16 protein-coding genes and 1 tRNA gene are annotated in these 17,209 nt (G+C 59.1%); 10 read left to right on the plus strand and 7 right to left on the minus strand.

Annotated elements, in window-relative coordinates; all coding sequences use genetic code 11:
- The first annotated feature begins 106 nt into the window (after positions 1–106).
- From hutI to QBL02_RS04185, 3 genes are read left to right on the plus strand one after another with little or no spacing between them, the layout of a single operon-like run.
- Entirely contained in the window at positions 107–1,399 is a 1,293-nt protein-coding gene (gene hutI / locus QBL02_RS04175; protein WP_282725096.1) for an imidazolonepropionase, read from the plus strand.
- A complete protein-coding gene (locus QBL02_RS04180) occupies positions 1,396–2,766 on the plus strand; it encodes an aromatic amino acid lyase (protein ID WP_282725097.1) in 1,371 nt (456 codons plus the stop codon). Before hutI ends, QBL02_RS04180 begins: the two co-directional genes overlap by 4 nt.
- A 7-nt stretch (positions 2,767–2,773) precedes the next feature.
- A complete protein-coding gene (locus QBL02_RS04185; protein WP_282725098.1) occupies positions 2,774–3,469 on the plus strand; it encodes a helix-turn-helix domain-containing protein in 696 nt (231 codons plus the stop codon).
- Between the two features lie 40 nt (positions 3,470–3,509).
- Here QBL02_RS04185 and QBL02_RS04190 read toward each other — a convergent pair whose 3' ends face one another.
- From QBL02_RS04190 to QBL02_RS04200, 3 genes are all read right to left on the minus strand, one after another.
- Positions 3,510–4,337 carry a hypothetical protein gene (locus QBL02_RS04190; protein ID WP_282725099.1) on the minus strand — a complete coding sequence of 276 codons (828 nt, stop codon included), beginning with the start codon at positions 4,335–4,337 and terminating at the stop codon, positions 3,510–3,512.
- 190 nt (positions 4,338–4,527) lie between these two features.
- Positions 4,528–4,612, minus strand: a tRNA-Ser gene (locus tag QBL02_RS04195).
- Positions 4,613–4,707: 95 nt separating this feature from the next.
- Positions 4,708–5,142, minus strand: coding sequence for an Lrp/AsnC family transcriptional regulator (locus tag QBL02_RS04200; RefSeq protein WP_282725100.1), 435 nt, complete (start codon positions 5,140–5,142; stop codon positions 4,708–4,710).
- A gap of 203 nt (positions 5,143–5,345) precedes the next feature.
- Here QBL02_RS04200 and QBL02_RS04205 point away from each other — a divergent pair, with 203 nt between their 5' ends.
- The 5 genes from QBL02_RS04205 (at position 5,346) to QBL02_RS04225 (ending at position 10,975) form a co-directional block, all read left to right on the plus strand.
- A complete protein-coding gene (locus QBL02_RS04205; protein WP_282725102.1) occupies positions 5,346–6,503 on the plus strand; it encodes a thiamine pyrophosphate-dependent enzyme in 1,158 nt (385 codons plus the stop codon).
- Complete coding sequence (locus QBL02_RS04210; protein ID WP_282725103.1) at positions 6,500–7,471, plus strand: alpha-ketoacid dehydrogenase subunit beta; 972 nt, start codon at positions 6,500–6,502, stop codon at positions 7,469–7,471. Before QBL02_RS04205 ends, QBL02_RS04210 begins: the two co-directional genes overlap by 4 nt.
- Before the next feature lie 80 nt (positions 7,472–7,551).
- Positions 7,552–8,952, plus strand: a complete 1,401-nt coding sequence (locus QBL02_RS04215) for a dihydrolipoamide acetyltransferase family protein (RefSeq protein WP_282725104.1) — start codon at positions 7,552–7,554, stop codon at positions 8,950–8,952.
- 51 nt (positions 8,953–9,003) lie between these two features.
- Positions 9,004–10,194: an acyl-CoA dehydrogenase family protein gene (locus QBL02_RS04220; protein WP_282725105.1), complete on the plus strand. Its 1,191-nt coding sequence runs from the start codon at positions 9,004–9,006 to the stop codon at positions 10,192–10,194.
- 10 nt (positions 10,195–10,204) lie between these two features.
- The gene (locus QBL02_RS04225) at positions 10,205–10,975 is read left to right on the plus strand and encodes an SDR family oxidoreductase (RefSeq protein WP_282725106.1); all 771 of its coding nucleotides are present in this window, start codon (positions 10,205–10,207) and stop codon (positions 10,973–10,975) included.
- A gap of 10 nt (positions 10,976–10,985) precedes the next feature.
- On the opposite strand, the gene QBL02_RS04230 is transcribed toward QBL02_RS04225, so the two are convergent.
- Complete coding sequence (locus QBL02_RS04230; RefSeq protein WP_282725107.1) at positions 10,986–11,429, minus strand: DUF3995 domain-containing protein; 444 nt, start codon at positions 11,427–11,429, stop codon at positions 10,986–10,988.
- Between the two features lie 35 nt (positions 11,430–11,464).
- Complete coding sequence (locus tag QBL02_RS04235) at positions 11,465–11,977, minus strand: glutathione peroxidase (RefSeq protein ID WP_282725108.1); 513 nt, start codon at positions 11,975–11,977, stop codon at positions 11,465–11,467.
- A gap of 49 nt (positions 11,978–12,026) precedes the next feature.
- Between QBL02_RS04235 and QBL02_RS04240 the strand changes: the two genes are divergently transcribed.
- Positions 12,027–13,424: a M20/M25/M40 family metallo-hydrolase gene (locus tag QBL02_RS04240; protein ID WP_282725109.1), complete on the plus strand. Its 1,398-nt coding sequence runs from the start codon at positions 12,027–12,029 to the stop codon at positions 13,422–13,424.
- A gap of 307 nt (positions 13,425–13,731) precedes the next feature.
- Positions 13,732–14,373 (plus strand): lipase, encoded by a 642-nt coding sequence (locus QBL02_RS04245; protein ID WP_282725110.1) that lies wholly within the window; start codon positions 13,732–13,734, stop codon positions 14,371–14,373.
- 100 nt (positions 14,374–14,473) lie between these two features.
- Here the strand turns inward: QBL02_RS04245 and QBL02_RS04250 are convergent, their stop codons facing one another.
- Both QBL02_RS04250 and QBL02_RS04255 read right to left on the minus strand, forming a co-directional pair.
- Positions 14,474–15,682 (minus strand): glycosyltransferase, encoded by a 1,209-nt coding sequence (locus QBL02_RS04250; RefSeq protein WP_282725111.1) that lies wholly within the window; start codon positions 15,680–15,682, stop codon positions 14,474–14,476.
- 5 nt (positions 15,683–15,687) lie between these two features.
- Complete coding sequence (locus QBL02_RS04255) at positions 15,688–16,839, minus strand: glycosyltransferase (RefSeq protein WP_282725280.1); 1,152 nt, start codon at positions 16,837–16,839, stop codon at positions 15,688–15,690.
- Positions 16,840–17,209 lie beyond the last annotated feature (370 nt).

Consider the following 17,209-nt stretch of genomic DNA (forward strand, 5'->3'; position numbering starts at 1 on the left):
CATTGTGTGAAATACTTGCGAATCATTGTGTGAAACGCTTTACTAATTAACGCAGACGCTTCGCGCGCTGTCAAGCGCCGTTCAAAAACCGTTACATCGAGGGAAAATGCAAGAAAGAATCGACCTGCTGGTGCACAATGCCACCGAACTGCTCACTGCAAAACCAGCTTCAAACGGTCCAGTACGCGGAAACGAACTCGACCAGCTTGAGATCATTCCCAACGGAGCCTTTGCCGTGAACAACGGCACGATCATCGCAGTGGGGAGCAGCGATGAACTGCTGAGCCGATATCAGGCAAAGCGCGAAATTGACGCCTCAGGTCGCCTAGTCAGCCCAGCGTTTAGCGACCCGCACACACATCTCATTCACGGCGGATCACGTCACCTCGAATGGCAAGCGAAAGTACTTGAGCAACCGGCCCTCGGCATCGACGGCGGCATCCGCTCAACGATCAACGCGACTGCTGCGGCAAGTGACACTGAACTACTCACACACGCAACCGAGATCCTCGACGACATGCTGATTGCAGGCACGACCGCAATCGAGGCGAAAAGCGGGTACGGACTCAGCGAAAGCTCCGAACTGCGATTGCTTCAACTAGCCGCCAGCATCAAACACCCTGTGAAGCTCAGCAGCACCTTCCTTGGCGCACATACGGTGCCAGAACGACATCGCGAAAACCGTGAGGCCTACATTTCTGAAGTCATTGCAATGATGGCCGCCGCGCGTGAACTCTCCGACACCTGCGACATCGCGATCGATCCCATCTCCTTCACCGCCGAAGAAGGCCAGCGTCTCATCGACGCGGCAAAGCTTCACAATTTTGAATTGCGAGTGCACGCCGACCAGACCGGCGACATTTCAGGCACAGAGCTCGCGGCAAAGGCAGGCGCGCTCACAGTAGACCACCTCGATTTTGTGAGCGATGAAAGCCTTGCAGCACTCTCCCACTCGACTACCGTGGGCGTCATTTTCCCAGCAGCCAACATGCATCTACTAGACATGACACCCGGACGCGAAGGAAAACAACCTCGAGATCTTGTCGCATGGGCCGATCGCCTCATCGCATCGGGCGCCGCGCTTGCACTCTCAACCGATTACAACCCAGGCACTGCACCGTGCACCTCGATGCAAATGACCATGCAGTTAGCCTGCCGTCTCTACCGAATCTCGTATGCGTCAGCCTGGCACCTCGCCACGATCAACGCGGCCCATGCGCTTGGCAACGCCGCAGAGCGTGGCAGCATTGAGGTTGGCAAGGTAGCCGATTTCGTGATTTGGAATGTTGCCGAACACGGCCAGGTGATCCACCGCATAGGATCAAACCTCGCCGCCGAAGTGTACATTGCCGGCACCATAGTCGCCCGCGACGGCCGCCGAATCGAGACCGGAAAATGACGGCGAAAGCACTTGGCTCCTACTGGAGCTTGAACGAAATTGAGTCGTTCAGCGACCGCCAGCTTCGTGCAGAACTCACCGCAGAAGATCAACAGCGAATTGCAATCGCGCAACGGAATCTGCTCAGTGCGGCGAACGAAAAAGAGGTCTATGGTCTCTCAACCGGGGTGGGTGCCAGACGATTCGTCGCAGTAGAACGCGATCTCGACTCATGTCTTCGGCTCTGGCGGGCACACGCACTACAGCTTGGCGAAGTGGTTGACCCGGCGCGCACCCGCGCAACCCTGCTCATTCGAGCCGTACAGATTTCACGCGGCGGCTCGGGAGTGAGCCCGCAACTGGCACAAGGGCTTGCCGAAGCCGCCCAGAGCGAGGCCGACAGCTCGCTGCCAACGCTTCGCTATGGAGTCTCTCTGGGCACAGGTGATATTGGCTCGCTCGCAGCAGCAGCCCTGCAAATCACCGAATCTGGCGTGCAATTCTCGCCGAGCGACGGTCTGCCCTTCATGAGCTCAGGTGCTCTCACCTACGCCGACGCCGCAATCACACTGCAATCAAGCGCTCGCGCAATTGATTCTGGTATCGAACTCACCGGTCTTATTGCCCGGGCCGTGCGTTCAACCACCGATCATTTCTCAGCCGAAGCGCTCCACCCACAACACCGTGAAGTGCGCGAGGTTGCCGAACGATTGCGTGAGATTCGGGGAGCAGCCCCGGCATCTCGTGTACAGGAGCCCTTCTCAGTTCGCCTTGCTCCGCACTCACACGGGAGCGTGCTCCGGGCCTGGAACGCGGCAGCAGAGGTGGTTGAGATCGGCGTGAACGCAGCCTTCGAAAACCCCGTGGTGCTGCCACACGGCGATGTCGCACATGTCGGCAATTTCTACTCAGTCGAATTGTCCCTCGCGATCGACGGATTGCTGCGAGCGCTCGCACACGAGGCAAGCCTTGCCGCGGCACGACTCGGCCTGCTACTCGATAGCCGGTTCACCGGAGCAAATGATTTCTTGAGCGATGGCACCGCAGATGCCACTGGCGCAATGATGCTTGAGTATGCGGCTTCCGCGGCGGTGGCAGATATTCGAGAGGCCGCGGCAGCGCACGGAGCTTATGGCGTGAACGTTTCACAGGGTGCAGAAGAGCACGCGCCGTTCACCGCCCATGCGATCCGGCGTCTTGCCCGCTCAGAAGCGGCCTACCGCACCCTGCTCGGTTGTATCGCCGTAGCGCTTGGTCGTCTGCCTGACGGCGTCGCAGGGGCGGATGCTCTTCGTGACAGCTCACTCGATCTTGCTGATCGCAACCTCAGTGCGGATGTCACTGTCGCGATGGAGCTTCTCGATCAGGTGCGAGTGTCGGTATCCTAGCGAGAGCATGAGCATGAATGAAGCGCAAGAAGAAGAACCGGGATCCGGCCAGGGCCCGCGTTCAGTGCACCGTGCGCTCGAGCTACTTTCTCGGGTGGTCGACGCGGGACCAGTTTCGCTGAGTGCGCTCGCGCGCCAAGCGGATCTTCCGGCGTCAACGACTATGCGGATGCTTCGAGTGCTTGAGCACTGGGATTACGTCGCAAAAAACCAACAGGGCCAGTTCGTGGTTGGTGCGCGTTTCGCACAGAGCCGGTTTACGCCAGAGCCAGCTTCGGCAGAGCACCTCAACGATCTCAGCGCACCAATTCTTGAGTCGCTCACCGAAATTACGGGTGAATCGAGCTATCTTGCGGTGCGCGGCGATGCAAATACCTGTGTATATCTGCGTGAGGTGCAGACTAGCCACCCTATTCGCCACGTTGGTTTTTCTGGCTGGCAGGGGCGCACGGTGCCAATGGCGAGTTCGGCGGTGGCCGAGGTTTTCGAAGAACGAATCCCGGAAACCGGGTATGTGGTGATGGACGCTGTCGTCACCTCAGAGGCAACCGTGGTTGCGGCTCCAGTACGTTCGTCGAGCGGTGAGATTATTGCGGTGCTCAGTATCGTTGGGCCAAGTTATCGGCTCAACAGCGCCGCAGTCGCAACTGTGGGTCCGCAGGTCATTGCCGCGGCAAACGAGTTGGGCGCGAAGGTTTCTTAGTTCCGCAGCGGATCAGCGGGAGAGAGGGCTGACGAGCCGACTACCTTGGCGAAACTACAAGCTGGTCGAAGGTGCGCCAAATCTCGTCGCGGGTGTCGACTGCGCGGGCGGTCATCGTTTGCCAGTCCGGCGCCCCGGCAACAATGCCAATCGGAAACTTTTTGCCACCGGTCTTTTGGTACACCGTGCCGAGTAGCAGTTCGAGTTGCTCGACAGAGAGAAACGCGCCAAACGGCATTTCAATTCGGCCCGGATCATTCACTCCGTTGCCCGCCGCACGTAACTGGCAGATCATGCCTTTGGGTGCGTGAATAGTTGAGGCCTGGTCGATGCCGATCGCCAGTGTGACGGTCGATTTCGCGCCCTTGCGCTGCAGTTTCTTGCGTGAATCGTCGCGCACTCGCACACCAAGCGCGCGCGTTGTCGTCGGCGGTTTGGCTTCGATTTCCATCTGATCGGCCATGGCTTCACCGCAGAGGCCGCCGTCGGCGTAGTGATCGCCTGCGACGGTGCCGCTAAGAAAGGTAATTCGTTCGTAGGGCAGAAACACGTCCGCTACGCGCAGGCCGTGGTTGTCGGCAACGAGTTGCGTCGTGCAATCAGAAGCGACAAACAGCATGGCCCGCGAGAGGCACTTTCGATTTGTCGCAGCGAACACGGCAGGAATCGCGAGCAGTCCAAGCCCGAGCAGTAGTGCGCCCGCGAGAGGCGCTCGCCTGGTCCAGGCAAGCCAGACTCCGGCGATCAGCACAATTGCGGCGAGCGCACCGAAGCAGATAAACACTTTGCGGGTCGCCGAGGCATGCGTTTTCCGCGCGAGAGCAACCCGCTCAGAGGGCACGCAAATAACCAGACGACTGTTTTCCATTCATACAGGTCTACCAGCGAAGTTCGCGCAGCACCAATCATCCGCGCCTCACCTCGCCGAGATCGCCTGGTTTTGCCGAGATCGACTGGTTGTTCAGTGTCAAACGAGGCGATCTCGGCAAAACCAGGCGATCTCGATGGGTGGAATCCCATGGCAACGCAAAAGACCCCTCCAAAGGAGGGGTCTGCGGCGGAGGTAGTGGGATTTGAACCCACGAGGGCGTGAACCCAACACGCGTTCCAGGCGTGCGCCATAGGCCGCTAGGCGATACCTCCATGTCGACGCTAGGCCGACCTTTCCATCTTAGCCCCACCGCCGGTGCGGTTCTCCCCGCGCGACGCACAACAGGGAAGACTCATGGCTAGTTGGGCTACTCGAAGGTGCGATCCCAGACCGACATTACGATCAAAGTTTTTGTACCGGCCACAATCGGCATTTTGCGAATGTCGTTCACCACTTGCTGAAGGTGATCGAGGTTGCGGGCCCGAAAGCGCACGAGACCGTCTGGGTCGCCCGCGATTGTGTAGTACTGCTGCACCTCTGGAATGAGCTCAGCGATCTCTTCGAATTCGTTCGCGCCGACTCCGCTGCGCAGCCGAATCTCGGTGAAAGCGACCAACTCCCCTGACGAAGCATCGTCGACTACGGCCATGTAGCCCTTGATAGTTCCGTCTGCCTCTAGCCGCTCGATTCGCCTGGTCACTGATGCGCCCGAGAGTCCGACGATCCGCGCAATCTCACTCGCCGGCATACGTGCGTTTTTACGCAGCACTGCCAATATCTGTCGGTCTGTCTCGTCGATCATGCCGTTCTCCCCCTGCAACTTCAGTGTCGCGCGTGCCCATGCTGCCAATTCGAGCGATGTTCATTACTTGCGTCGATTGAGCGATATCACACACCCTTTTGCACATTCTTGCGTCTTTGTTGCATGTTTTGCAAGCAGTGCGCACTGATCTTGAATCAAGGCGCACGCCCTGTCATGGTTTCTTCAATCAGTGTCAAAGGAGCATGATGTCCCTCACCGCGATCGCAAATAGCCCTTGGTCGGTTCTCAACGCCGCCGGCGAGCTGCGAAACGATGCTGCCCTGCCAGAGGGCGAATCAGCGCTCGAGCTTCGCGCGGCCCTACGCAATATGATGCTCGCTCGCCGTATCGATACAGAGGCCATCGCGCTGCAGCGCCAAGGCGAACTCGGCCTTTGGCCTTCAATGCTCGGCCAAGAAGGCGCCCAAGTAGGTGCTGGCACCGCGCTTCGCCCTCAAGACGTGGTGTTCCCCACCTACCGCGAGCATGCCGTTACCTGGTGTTTCGGAGTTGATCCTGTACAACTCTTGGGGCTGTTTCGCGGCACAACGATGGGCGGTTGGGATCCACACGAGCGAAACTTCAACCTCTATACGCTCGTCATCGCAGCACAAACTTTGCATGCCGTTGGCTATGCCATGGGTATTGTGCGCGACGGTGATGTCGGCACCGGCATTCCAGAGCGCGACCGCGCTGTGCTGGTCTTCTTGGGTGACGGCGCACTCAGCCAGGGTGAAGCGAACGAGGCTTTTGTGTGGGCTGCGGCGCAAAACCTGCCGGTCGTGTTTTTCTGCCAAAACAACCAGTGGGCCATCTCAACTCCGGTCAGCACGCAGAGCCGAGTTCCCCTGTATCAGCGCGCGCAGGGCTTTGGCATCGAAGGTGTGCAGGTTGATGGCAACGATGTAGTTGCTACTCACGCCATCGTCGAAGATGCCCTCTCGAAGGCACGATCGGGCGGCGGCCCGACTCTGATTGAAGCAATCACTTACCGCCGCAACCCGCACACCACTTCAGACGATGACTTGCGCTACCGTGATGAGACCGAAAATGCCCACTGGACGGCTCTTGATCCGATCGACCGTCTGCGTACGTATTTGCTCAGTGATGAAGCTGGCGAAGCGCAGATCGACGAGACGTTTCTTGCCGAGCTCGAAGCCGAGGCTGAGGAGCTTGCGGTCAAACTGCGCGCTGGTTGTCGCGCACTGCCAACGCCCAATCCAGAAGATCCGTTTTTGCACACGCTCGAAACGATGACTCCCGAACTTGCGGCGCAACGTGCAGCCCACCTCGCTGATATTGCCGCCTATGAAGACGTCCCTACCGCCAAGATCCCGACCACGATCGGAGGAGCTCAGTGAGCACGGCCCTCGCCCACGCCCTAAACGCCAGCCTGCGCGATGCCATGCGCGACGATGAAAAGGTATTGCTGATTGGCGAAGACATTGGCCAGCTCGGCGGCGTCTTTCGTGTCACTGAAGGGCTGCAACAAGAATTTGGTGATCTTCGGGTGGTGTCTTCACCGCTTGGCGAGGCTGGCATCGTCGGCGCGGCTATCGGCCTGGCTATGGCCGGTTATCGCCCAGTGTGCGAAATTCAGTTCGATGGTTTCGTGTTTCCAGCGATGAACCAAATTGTCACGCAGCTCGCGAAGTATCGGCACCGCTCGGAGGGCAAGGTTTCGCTGCCGGTGGTGATTCGCATTCCAGTTGGCGGGGGCATTGGCGCTATCGAGCACCACAGTGAATCGCCCGAAGCCTATTTTGCGCACACTGCTGGTTTGCGGGTCGTCTGCCCGTCAAATTCGCAAGAGGCCTACGAGATGCTCGGCGAGGCGATCCGCGGCAATGATCCGGTGATTTTCCTGGAACCGAAACGTTCGTACTGGGCAAAGAGTGAACTATCGGCAGAGCCTGTTGCTTCAGATTTAAATAGCGCGAGGATCGTACGCCCTGGCGCGGATCTCACTCTCGTCACCTATGGCGCACTGGTGCCTGCTGCACTCAAAACGGCAGAAGCCTTTGCGGCAGAAGGCCGCGAGCTTGAGGTGATTGATCTGCGTTCGCTTTCGCCCATCGACGATGCCACCGTTGTCGCTTCGGTTCGACGCACTGGCCGATTGGTGATTGCGCACGAGGCTTCGCAAAGCGGCGGCATTGGCGGTGAGCTTGCGACGCGCGTGCAAGAGCAGGCCTTTTATGAGTTGGAAGCGCCGATCCTTCGTGTCACGGGCTATGACACCCCTTACCCAGCAAGCAAACTCGAACACGATTGGTTGCCAAACGTTGACCGCTTGATTGACGCTTGCGACCGCAGCTTCAGCCACTAACGAGCACTCGAGCAATTGCCCGAGTTTCAGCACCGATATCAGCACCGACACCAGCACCCTTGAAGAAATTGGATCAAGCCATGACCCTTACTGCGCAACAGGCCCAGACGTTCTGCCTCCCCGACGTTGGCGAGGGACTCACCGAGGCCGAGATTGTCGCCTGGCATGTTGCTCCCGGCGACTCGGTGAAAATCAATCAAGTGATTGTCGAAATCGAAACGGCCAAGTCGATCGTTGAACTGCCCTCACCGTTCGACGGAGTAGTCGCGTCGCTCTTGGCCGAGGTGGGCGAAAGCGTTCCGGTAGGGGCCGGGATTATTTCGGTTGAGACACCTGCTGCGCAGGCAGCAGGAGGCGACGTTGCAGAAGCCGAAGCTGCGGAGTCCGAAGCAGCTGAAGTTGAAGCAGCTAAACGTCAGGCAGCCGCAAACAGGCAAGACACTCCCAAACTTCTGGTCGGTTACGGCGCAACCGACCACGGTCAAAGCCGCAGGCGCCGACGCCATGCCACGCCCGCGGAGTCGCCGGCGCCTGCAAACGTTCAAAACGCGCAAGACCCAGGTCTGCGCAACCACTCAGGCGCGGTGCGCGCGAAGCCGCCGGTGCGCGGCCTCGCAAAACAGCTCGGAATAGACCTGCGCTCAATCGCGGCGACCGGCCCGAACGGAATTGTCAGCCGGGAAGACGTACTTCGCGCAGAAGCATCGCAACAGATGCCAGTAGCAACAGCGCAACAGACAGCAATAGCGCAACAGAATGCAACAGCACAGCAGGCAGCACCGACTCGCATCCCGATCAAGGGTGTGCGCAAGGCAACAGCAGCGGCCATGGTCACCTCGGCCTTCACCGCTCCCCACGTCACCGAGTTCATCACTCTCGACGTCACCGCAACGCTCGATCTGCTTGCCGTGATTCAGCAGCGTCCCGAGTTTTGCGAGCTGAAACTCACCCCGCTCACCCTCGTGGCACGCGCCTACCTACTGGCTATTGCGCGGACACCGATGGCGATCGCGCACTGGGATGAATCTGCTCAGGAGATTGTGCTGCCCGCCTCGGTCAACCTTGGCATCGCCGCGGCGACTCCGCGCGGCCTCCTGGTACCAAACATTAAAGGGGCCGAACAGCTGAAGCTCGACGAATTGGCGGCAGCAATCAGCGATTTGGCGGCCACCGCGAGGTCGGGCAAAACCCCGCAATCAGCCCTCAGCGGAGGATCAACCACGATCACGAACATCGGCGTATTCGGCATCGACACCGGCACACCGATCTTGAACCCAGGCGAAACCAGCATTCTCGCGGTGGGCACGATCCAGCGTAGACCCTGGGTTGTTGGCGCAGGAGAGCACGAGCGCATCGAACCCCGCTCGATTCTGCAACTCGCACTGTCATTTGACCACCGCGTACTTGACGGCGCCGAGGGTTCACGGTTGCTCGCCGATACGGCGGCGATCCTACGCAATCCGGGCTTGGCCTTGCTCTAGCCGCGACTCCACCTCATTTCTCGACAACCTACCTATATATAAGGAGCCACCATGCCTGCCAGACGGATTCTCGAATCGCCTGAGCATGCCGAGCTTATTGAGCTCGTACGCACAGTTCTCGCCAGCCAGATCGCACCGCAAGTTGCGCGCGTCGAGGCCGAAGAGCGCTTTCCGCGCGAAGCTTTTCGGGTGCTCGGCGAACTGGGCGTGCTCGGACTCGCCTACTCCGAAGAACTCGGCGGTCTTGGTTTGCCCTCAGAGGTGTATCTGCAGGTGCTCGAAGAAATTGCTTCGGTCTGGGCTTCTGTCGCGGTTGGTGTTTCAGTGCACGCACTCAGCTGTTTCGCAATTGCCAACTACGGGACTCCGCAACAGCAGCAGCGTTGGTTGCCCGAAATGCTCGGCGGCACAATGCTCGGTGCTTACAGCCTCTCTGAGCCGCACGCTGGATCGGATCCCGCCGCAATGATGACGACGGCCAGGCGAGACGGTGAAAACTACGTGCTCAACGGCACAAAAGCTTGGGTTACCCACGGCGGTTACGCAGACTTTTACACGGTTATGGCGCGAACGAGTGGCCTGCCAGGCGACCGCGATGGCATCTCATGCTTCTATATTCCAGCGGGCACCCCGGGTCTGATTGCCGACGAACCAGAACGAAAGATGGGGCTCACCGGTTCGCCTACTGCTTCGATTCGTTTTGAAAATCTTGTCATCCCAGCGGATCATCTGATCGGCGAGGAGGGCGCCGGTTTGAAGATCGCGCTCGCCGCTCTCGACGCCGGCCGTCTTGGCATCGCAGCCTGCGCGACCGGACTCGCGCAGGGCGCCCTCGATGTGGCGCTTGATTACGCGCGCAACCGTGAAGCGTTCGAGCACCCAATTATTCAATATCAGGGTGTGAGTTTTATGCTCGCCGATATTGAGGCGACTATTGTTTCGGCTAGGGCGACACTGCTCTCGGCCGCCCGCCTCAAAGACATGGGTCTCAACTATTCAAAAGAGGCTTCGATCGCAAAGCTTATTGCGACCGACGGCGCCATGCGGGCGACGACCGACGCAGTGCAGGTACTTGGCGGTGCCGGATACACGAGAGATTTTCCGGTTGAACGTTTTATGCGCGAGGCGAAGATCATGCAGATTTTTGAGGGCACGAACCAAATTCAGCGCGTGGTTATCGCGAGACATCTAGAGCGATCGGGCTCCGGGGCAATAGTCTCGAAGCAGTTCGCATTGGCATAGGAGAAGTGCAATGAACATTTCAGGCACCACCGCAGTTGTAACTGGAGCAGCTTCAGGGCTGGGAGCTGCGACCGCCGCAAAACTCGCGTCCCTCGGCGCGAAGGTCGTCGGCTTTGATCTTGCTCAGTCGATTACCTCGGCCGCGGAAGTCGAGGGCGTCAGCTACACCGAGGTTGATGTCACTGATCCGGCGGCGGTTTCGCGCGGGCTCGATGTGGCTGCCGAGGTTGCTGTTGAGAGCGGTCAGCCTTTCAGTATCGTCGTGAATTGCGCAGGCATCGCACCCTCAGCTCGCATACTCTCGCGCAAGGGTGTGCACGATGCCGGGCTGTTCGCCAAGGTGATCGACATTAACCTCAATGGCACGTTTCATGTGCTCTCGCTCGCCGCCGAACGCATCGCTGCGAACGAACCAGACGAGCAGGGTCAGCGCGGGGTTATCGTGAACACCGCGAGTGTCGCCGGGTATGAGGGGCAAATTGGTCAGGTAGCCTATGCCGCTTCAAAGGGCGGCGTGATTAGCATGACCATTGCGGCTGCCCGGGATCTTGCACAGTACGGCATTCGGGTCAATACGATTGCGCCCGGAGTGGTTGAGACGCCTCTGCTCGCAACGGTCTCAGATGAGTTCCGCGAGGCTCTTGAGGCTTCGGTGCCGTTCCCGAGTCGGCTTGCGCGACCTGACGAGTATGCAGCGCTTGCGAGTTTCTTGATTTCGCATGACTACATGAACGGTGAGGTCGTGCGAATGGATGGCGCGTTGCGCATGGCACCCCGCTAGATCGGACGGCTTAGGCCATGCGCGACTTGCGTGGCTTTCTCGCACCGATCAGCAGCGCAACACCGAGCACTGCGCAGAGCGGCCGGTAGTACTGATTATCGAGCTCAACGAAACGCTTGTTTGCCTTCGGCAGGCCAAGCACGCTGAGTGCCGCGTCGCCGCCAAGCGCCGAGCGCGCAACGAGCACCAGGCCCGCAATGCGACGGCCCGCCACGGGTAGTGCACTTTCACCGAGCGCTCCAGCAGCGACCGCACCGCCGGCAATGGCAGTCACGGCGACAACCGCGGTAGCTTGCGCATCTGGGTTTTGGTTGCTGCCAACGGTTGCCTGCGCAAGCTGTTTGCGGGTTTTTGCGGGCCAGGCCGAGCCTGCCGCCCAGACCGCATGCAGCACACCAACTGCTGTCAATCCCAGCCAAGCAATAAATCTCGCGAGTGTCACGATTGCGCGCATAAAAAGCTCCTAGTGGTTCGCTCGTTGTGTGAGGTTTAGGCCGTGAGTGCGGCTTCGATGGCGTCGCGGATCGCCTGATCTTCGGGAGTTACCGCGCTTCTGAAACGCAGCAGACTTCGTGATCCGCGCCCCTCGTAGCCGTCGCTGCCACTGCTCAACAAGAACTTTTCAAAGTTCCAAAGCACTGGGCCACCGAGCCCTTTGTCGTCTTTCGCGTGCTTCAACTCTTTGAATAGCGGATCGGCGCCGGGTCCATTCACCTTGCCCTTGGCGAGCAGTGGAAAAGTGACGCCGTAGTTGAGCTTGCAGAATTCACCGATTTCTTCGGAGGTGCCCGGTTCTTGTTTCAAGAACTGATTGCATGGCATGCCGATCACGGTGAGACCGCTGGAGCTGAACTCCTGATGCAGCGCCTCAAGCCCTTCATATTGCGGGGTGAAGCCGCACTTCGAGGCTACGTTCACCACAAGAGCCGCTCCTGGCGCAAGATCGCCGAAGCGCTGCGTGGATCCGTCAAGCAGTGTTACCTCAATGTCCCTAATGCTCATGCGTCAATCTTCTCGCAGAAAGCTTCAAGAAGTAAGGGAAGATAGAGGCATGACTTCGCAATACACAGCCCCCGCAGATCGTATTGAGATTGGCGCTCGCATTGAGGCTTTGATGCCTCGCGCCATTGAGGAACTTGCCGAGCTTGTGGCAATTCCTTCAATTGCTGACGAGCGGATCGTTGACCCTGCAGAGTGCGTACGTGCGGCAGAGTGGGTTCGCGAGGCGTTTCGCGCTGAGGGAATCCCCGCCGAACTTGAACTCACACCTGATGGCACCTACGCAGTGATCGGACACCGGCCAGCCCCTGCTGGCGCACCAACCGTGCTGCTCTACTGCCACTACGACGTTCAGCCTATTCTCGACGAACACGAGTGGTTGAGCCCACCCTTCCAGCTGACCGAGCGTGATGGCCGACTTTTTGGCCGCGGTGCCGCCGATTGCAAGGGCAATGTGCTTGCCCACCTGACTGCGCTTCGCGCCCTGCGCGATCAGACTCCGGCAGACAGCGATGATGCTTACCCGGTTGGGTTGATCCTCGTTGCCGAAGGTTCAGAAGAACAGGGTCGCGCAAGCCTCGATCAATACGCCATTGCCAACCCGGAGCTGTTCCAGAAGGCAGATGTCATTCTGATTCAAGACGCCGGCAACGCAGCCTACGGCCTACCCACTCTCTCGGTGAGCCTGCGCGGTGCTGTTGATATTGAGGTGCGGGTTGAGGCACTGAAGGCTTCAGTGCATTCGGGCATGTTCGGCGGCCCGGCGACTGACCCGATCGCGGCTCTGGTGCGTATGCTCGCCACACTTCGCGATGAGCACGGCAACACAACTGTGCCTGGCATTCGGGCAGACCAGGTGTGGCAGGGGCTGCAGTATGAAGAAGAGGCCTACCGCGCAGATGCGGGTCTGCTTGAGGGGTCTCAGATTCTTGGTTCTGGCACCGTGAGCGATCAGATCTGCGCACGCCCGGTGATTACCATTCTTGGCATCGATGCCCCTCCTGTGGTTGGTGCAGTTGCCGCGGTGCAGGCAAAAGCTGCAGCGAAGCTGAACCTGCGAGTACCACCGGGAGAAGACCCAGCGCAGATGCGTGATGCACTGATCGCACACCTGCACGCTGTTGCGCCGTGGGGTGTAAAGGTGGAGACCGAGGCAGGCGAGCTGGGCTACCCGTTCAGCAGCGACACCACTACCCGGTCGTTCAAGCTGCTTGAGCAGGCCCTCACCGATGCCTATGACGGGGTTGAAACGGTTTCGGCTGGCGAAGGTGGTTCGATCCCGTTGACTACCACCCTCGCTGGTATCAACCCGAGCGCAGATATCGTGCTGCTTGGTGTGCCTGACCCTGAGAGTCGCATTCATTCCACCAACGAGAGTGTGCATCCAGAAGAGATTCGTCGTATTGCGCTCGGCGAGGCCCTCTTCCTCAGCCGTGTAGCTCAGGCGTAGTTTCACGTTTAATGCTGTGATTTGTTTCCTGTTTGCCGAACTTTGTTTCCCGTTCGCTGAGCTTGTCGAGGCGCGCGGGAAACAAAGCCCAGCAAAGGCTTGCAGAGCAATCTCGTCGTCGAGAGTGACTACTCATGGGGCCAATTCAGGCACTCATTTCTGCACAATTCCTGTATGAAATGGCATACAAGATTTGCTTTGTAACGGAACGGTAACGCATACTAGAGAGCATTCTGCCTGAATGGGCAGCGCCCAGTCCTGGGCCAGTTCGCTTCGCGAGCATCACCAAACCTGAGGAGACCACCGAGTGAGAACCCCCGCGAAGACTCTTGTAGTCACGCTTGTCTCTCTGGTGACCATGGCATTCGGTATCGCTCCTGCGGCCGCACTTGCACCCACCACTACCCCTGATTACGAAGTAGCTGCGGTACAGCCGGCCACTCCTGTCGCTCAGACCATGAGCACCGGAACCAACTCAATCGAAACCAAGTCGCTTGACGTGTTCCTTGAGCAGAGCGAGATTGGCAACGCACCGCACAGCTTCAACGTTTCGGCAGCAATTGCCGCAGCAAAGAGCGAGGTCGGCACCAGCCGACCAACCGGGTGGAGCGCTCCAGGCGAATGCATCATGTCGGTTATCCGCTGGGTTGAGGGCGCCGGCGGCGCCAACTGGGTAGGCGGTGGCGACCCCGTCAGCAACTACACTGGCGCAACCCGTCTCACTATTGCTTCGGCTCAGCCAGGCGACATCGTGCAGTACGAAAGCATCGATTACCCAACCTCTTGGGTTTCTGGCGTGCACACCCTGCTGATCACTGGCGTAAACGGCGACGGCACCTTCCAGATCGTGCAGTCAAACGTGCCAGGCGGCAGCGGCCTTGTTACCGAGGTCGACAACTGGGTGCCACAGCCTCCATCGGGCTTCCAGGCAGTGGTCTGGCGCTTCTAAGTCCACCACGAAACAAAGATTTACGCAGTATGCGCGCTGAGCAATCAGCGCGCATACTGCGTTTTAAGCACGAAACACCAATTGAGCGCAAAATGCGCGTTTAGGCGTCAAGAACCGATTGATAAATCTCGACGAGGCGTCGGGTCTGCGCACTCTGCAAGAACGCCTGCGTTTCTGATTCGTCTACTCGCAGCTCACCCGGGGCAGAGTTCAGTTCGCTCACAGCCTCACGCAGAGTGTGTGCAAGCGCGGCCACGCTTTCATCGGCGACTCGCCAAGACTGCGTCACGGCAACATCATCAGCAATCGCCAAGTCGCAAAAGACGGTTGGTGTTCCAAGCACTGCTGCCTCGAACGGGGTAAGGCCCTGCGTCTCAAAACCAACAGAGGTCTGCACCAGGGCGTCTGCCTCGCGCAGTGCAGCCAGCGCAGCCTCATGCGTGACCGGACCGACGATGACAACCCGATCGGTAAGCCCGTGATTGGCAATACGTTCCTGCACCTGATTCAGCAGCATGCCCGCGCCATATAGCCGCACATCGGCATCGATATCGGCAAGCGCAATCGCATCGATAAACTCAAGCACGCGCTTCTCACTGCTCATACGACCAAGCCACGCAAGCAGTGGTCTCGAACGAGGGCTGCGGGGCAGCGCCAACGGAACGTCAACGAGGTCATCATTCACGCCGCCACGCACGGCCCGCACGCCCGTCGCGACGCCTTTGCGTTCAAGCTGCGCTGCAAAGTGGCCAGACGGTGCGATCACGGCCGAGGCCTCGGCAGCGAGTTCAGCCAAATAACGCCACGAACCCTTCGCAGACGCAGCAACTTCACCGCGAGGTTTGCCAAGCGAGAGCAACCGCCAGCCACGCAGCCCCAAAAAGACGAGCGGCGCAAGCGGGGTAACTGCCCTCGTGCCCTCATCAACGTTATTGTGCATCGTGAACACAAGAGGAACTCGCAACCCTCGCGCCGCACGAATACCAATCATGGCGCCCCAGAAGTCGCCCTGCACGTGCACGACGTCGACGGCGGGCAATTTGTGCAGAGCGGCGGCAAGTGCGCGATCGGTGCGCGCGCTTGGCCAGCTCAGACCATATTCACGATCTTTGGTGATCGGCCGAGAGGGCAGCTCTATATAGGCTTCGCGATCCTCGTCGGCTACCAGATAACCAGCCCGATGCAGCGCTGGCGCTGCGATCGTAACCCGGTGACCAAGCTGCTCTAGCGATGCTCGCTGCGTGCGGATCGCAACCTGTGCCCCACCAAGCGAATCAGGGTGCTGATCGGTGACGATGAGAATGTGCACGATGGCTACTCTGCTGGGGTTTCGCCGCGGTAGAGCGCCTCGAAAGTGTCGAGCGTGCGATCAAGATCGTGAACCTTGACTGCTTCGAGCGAGCTCTGCTGCATTGCCAGATATTCTTCTGGGCTCGCGGTAAGCACCTGGGTAATTCGTGCTGCCAGTTCTCGGTCGTTGCCCGGCTGGAAGAGGTACCCGTTTTCGCCGTGGTGCACCAGGTGTGGCAGCGCCATAGCGTCAGCGGCGAGAATCGGCAGACCGCTCGCCATTGCTTCCATTGTCGCGATCGACTGCAGTTCAGCAATTGAAGCGATCACAAAGGCGCTGGCTCCGGTGAGGTGTGCACGGAGCACTTCGTCGCTCACCCGTCCGGTGAAGGTCACTCGATCGGCAACGCCCAGATCACGCGTGAGCTTTTCGAGCTGTTTGCGTTGGTCGCCATCGCCGACAATTGTGAATGATACGTTCAGCGCAGGGTCGAGCTTTGTCAGCGCCCGAATGATGACGTCGATCTCTTTTTCGAGGGTGACGCGCCCGACGAACACCAAACGGTTCTCGGTGCGCGGAGTGAGATCGGAGTTGTAGTCTGCTGCGCGCAGGCCACAGCTCACTGGCAGCACTCCGCGACGGGTGGTGTTGCGCTCGAGGAAGTCTGCCGCGCGTCGGGTCGGTGTGGTGACGGCGCTTGCCTTTGAGATGACACTGTCGGCGTCATGCCAGCCCCACCGCACGAAGAGACGCTTCGCACGCTCGGGCAGCAGGGTGAAGTCAAGTACGTTTTCGGGCATAACGTGGTTTGTTGCCACAATACGAATACCCTTGCGCTCGCCCTCGGCGGCAAACCCTCGACCGATAATAATGTGCGACTGAATGTGAATCACGTCTGGCGTTACGTGCTTCAGAATCTTGCGGGCGTAGTGTCGTGAGCGCCATGGCAGTACAAAGCGCAGCCAATCGTGTGGCAGCCAGCGCAATGCGGGCAGGCGGTACACGGTCATGGGTTGTCCCTCGATGGTCTCAACACTTGGCGCGGTGCGCTTCCACTGCTGGCCTGGGGCAATCACATAGACGGAGTGCCCACGTTCAACAAGACCTGCGGCAAGACGCTCGGCAAATCGCGCGGCACCATTCACGTCTGGCGAGAATGTGTCGCAGGCGATCATAATGCGCAATTTGTCGGATCGATCGGCTCGGCTCACGGGCTTCAGTCTTTCGGTCAGGGAACACCGCTGATCGCGGCGGTTCAAGTCTATGTGTGACTCACTGGGCTATTGCCCATCACACGTGTCAGAGAGCCGAAGATCCGACTTAAGTACCACGCGGTTCGCTTTCATCTGCAACTCAGGTGCCATTGACAGGGTCGAAAAGGTGGCTCTTGCAACGTTCTGGCCACCAAACCCGGGCTGGCGTTGCGGCCCACCACGATCAATGTTGCAGCCCATCGCGATCAATATTATGGACAATCACACGTAAACACTGCTGTTTTCGCCCAATGCTTTTGCACATTATCCGCAAAAACGTTGGCGAATATAG

The sequence above is a fragment of the Leucobacter sp. UT-8R-CII-1-4 genome, from assembly GCF_030010235.1.
In the GTDB taxonomy this organism is placed as follows: Bacteria; Actinomycetota; Actinomycetes; order Actinomycetales; family Microbacteriaceae; genus Leucobacter.

Coding starts and splice junctions, on each gene's coding strand:
- hutI (WP_282725096.1), top strand. CDS start 107: ATGCAAGAAAGAATCGACCTGCTGGTGCACAATGCCACCGAACTGCTC.
- QBL02_RS04180 (WP_282725097.1), top strand. CDS start 1,396: ATGACGGCGAAAGCACTTGGCTCCTACTGGAGCTTGAACGAAATTGAG.
- QBL02_RS04185 (WP_282725098.1), top strand. CDS start 2,774: ATGAGCATGAATGAAGCGCAAGAAGAAGAACCGGGATCCGGCCAGGGC.
- QBL02_RS04190 (WP_282725099.1), bottom strand. CDS start 4,337: ATGGAAAACAGTCGTCTGGTTATTTGCGTGCCCTCTGAGCGGGTTGCT.
- QBL02_RS04200 (WP_282725100.1), bottom strand. CDS start 5,142: ATGATCGACGAGACAGACCGACAGATATTGGCAGTGCTGCGTAAAAAC.
- QBL02_RS04205 (WP_282725102.1), top strand. CDS start 5,346: ATGATGTCCCTCACCGCGATCGCAAATAGCCCTTGGTCGGTTCTCAAC.
- QBL02_RS04215 (WP_282725104.1), top strand. CDS start 7,552: ATGACCCTTACTGCGCAACAGGCCCAGACGTTCTGCCTCCCCGACGTT.
- QBL02_RS04220 (WP_282725105.1), top strand. CDS start 9,004: ATGCCTGCCAGACGGATTCTCGAATCGCCTGAGCATGCCGAGCTTATT.
- QBL02_RS04225 (WP_282725106.1), top strand. CDS start 10,205: ATGAACATTTCAGGCACCACCGCAGTTGTAACTGGAGCAGCTTCAGGG.
- QBL02_RS04230 (WP_282725107.1), bottom strand. CDS start 11,429: ATGCGCGCAATCGTGACACTCGCGAGATTTATTGCTTGGCTGGGATTG.
- QBL02_RS04235 (WP_282725108.1), bottom strand. CDS start 11,977: ATGAGCATTAGGGACATTGAGGTAACACTGCTTGACGGATCCACGCAG.
- QBL02_RS04240 (WP_282725109.1), top strand. CDS start 12,027: ATGACTTCGCAATACACAGCCCCCGCAGATCGTATTGAGATTGGCGCT.
- QBL02_RS04255 (WP_282725280.1), bottom strand. CDS start 16,839: ATGATCGCCTGCGACACATTCTCGCCAGACGTGAATGGTGCCGCGCGA.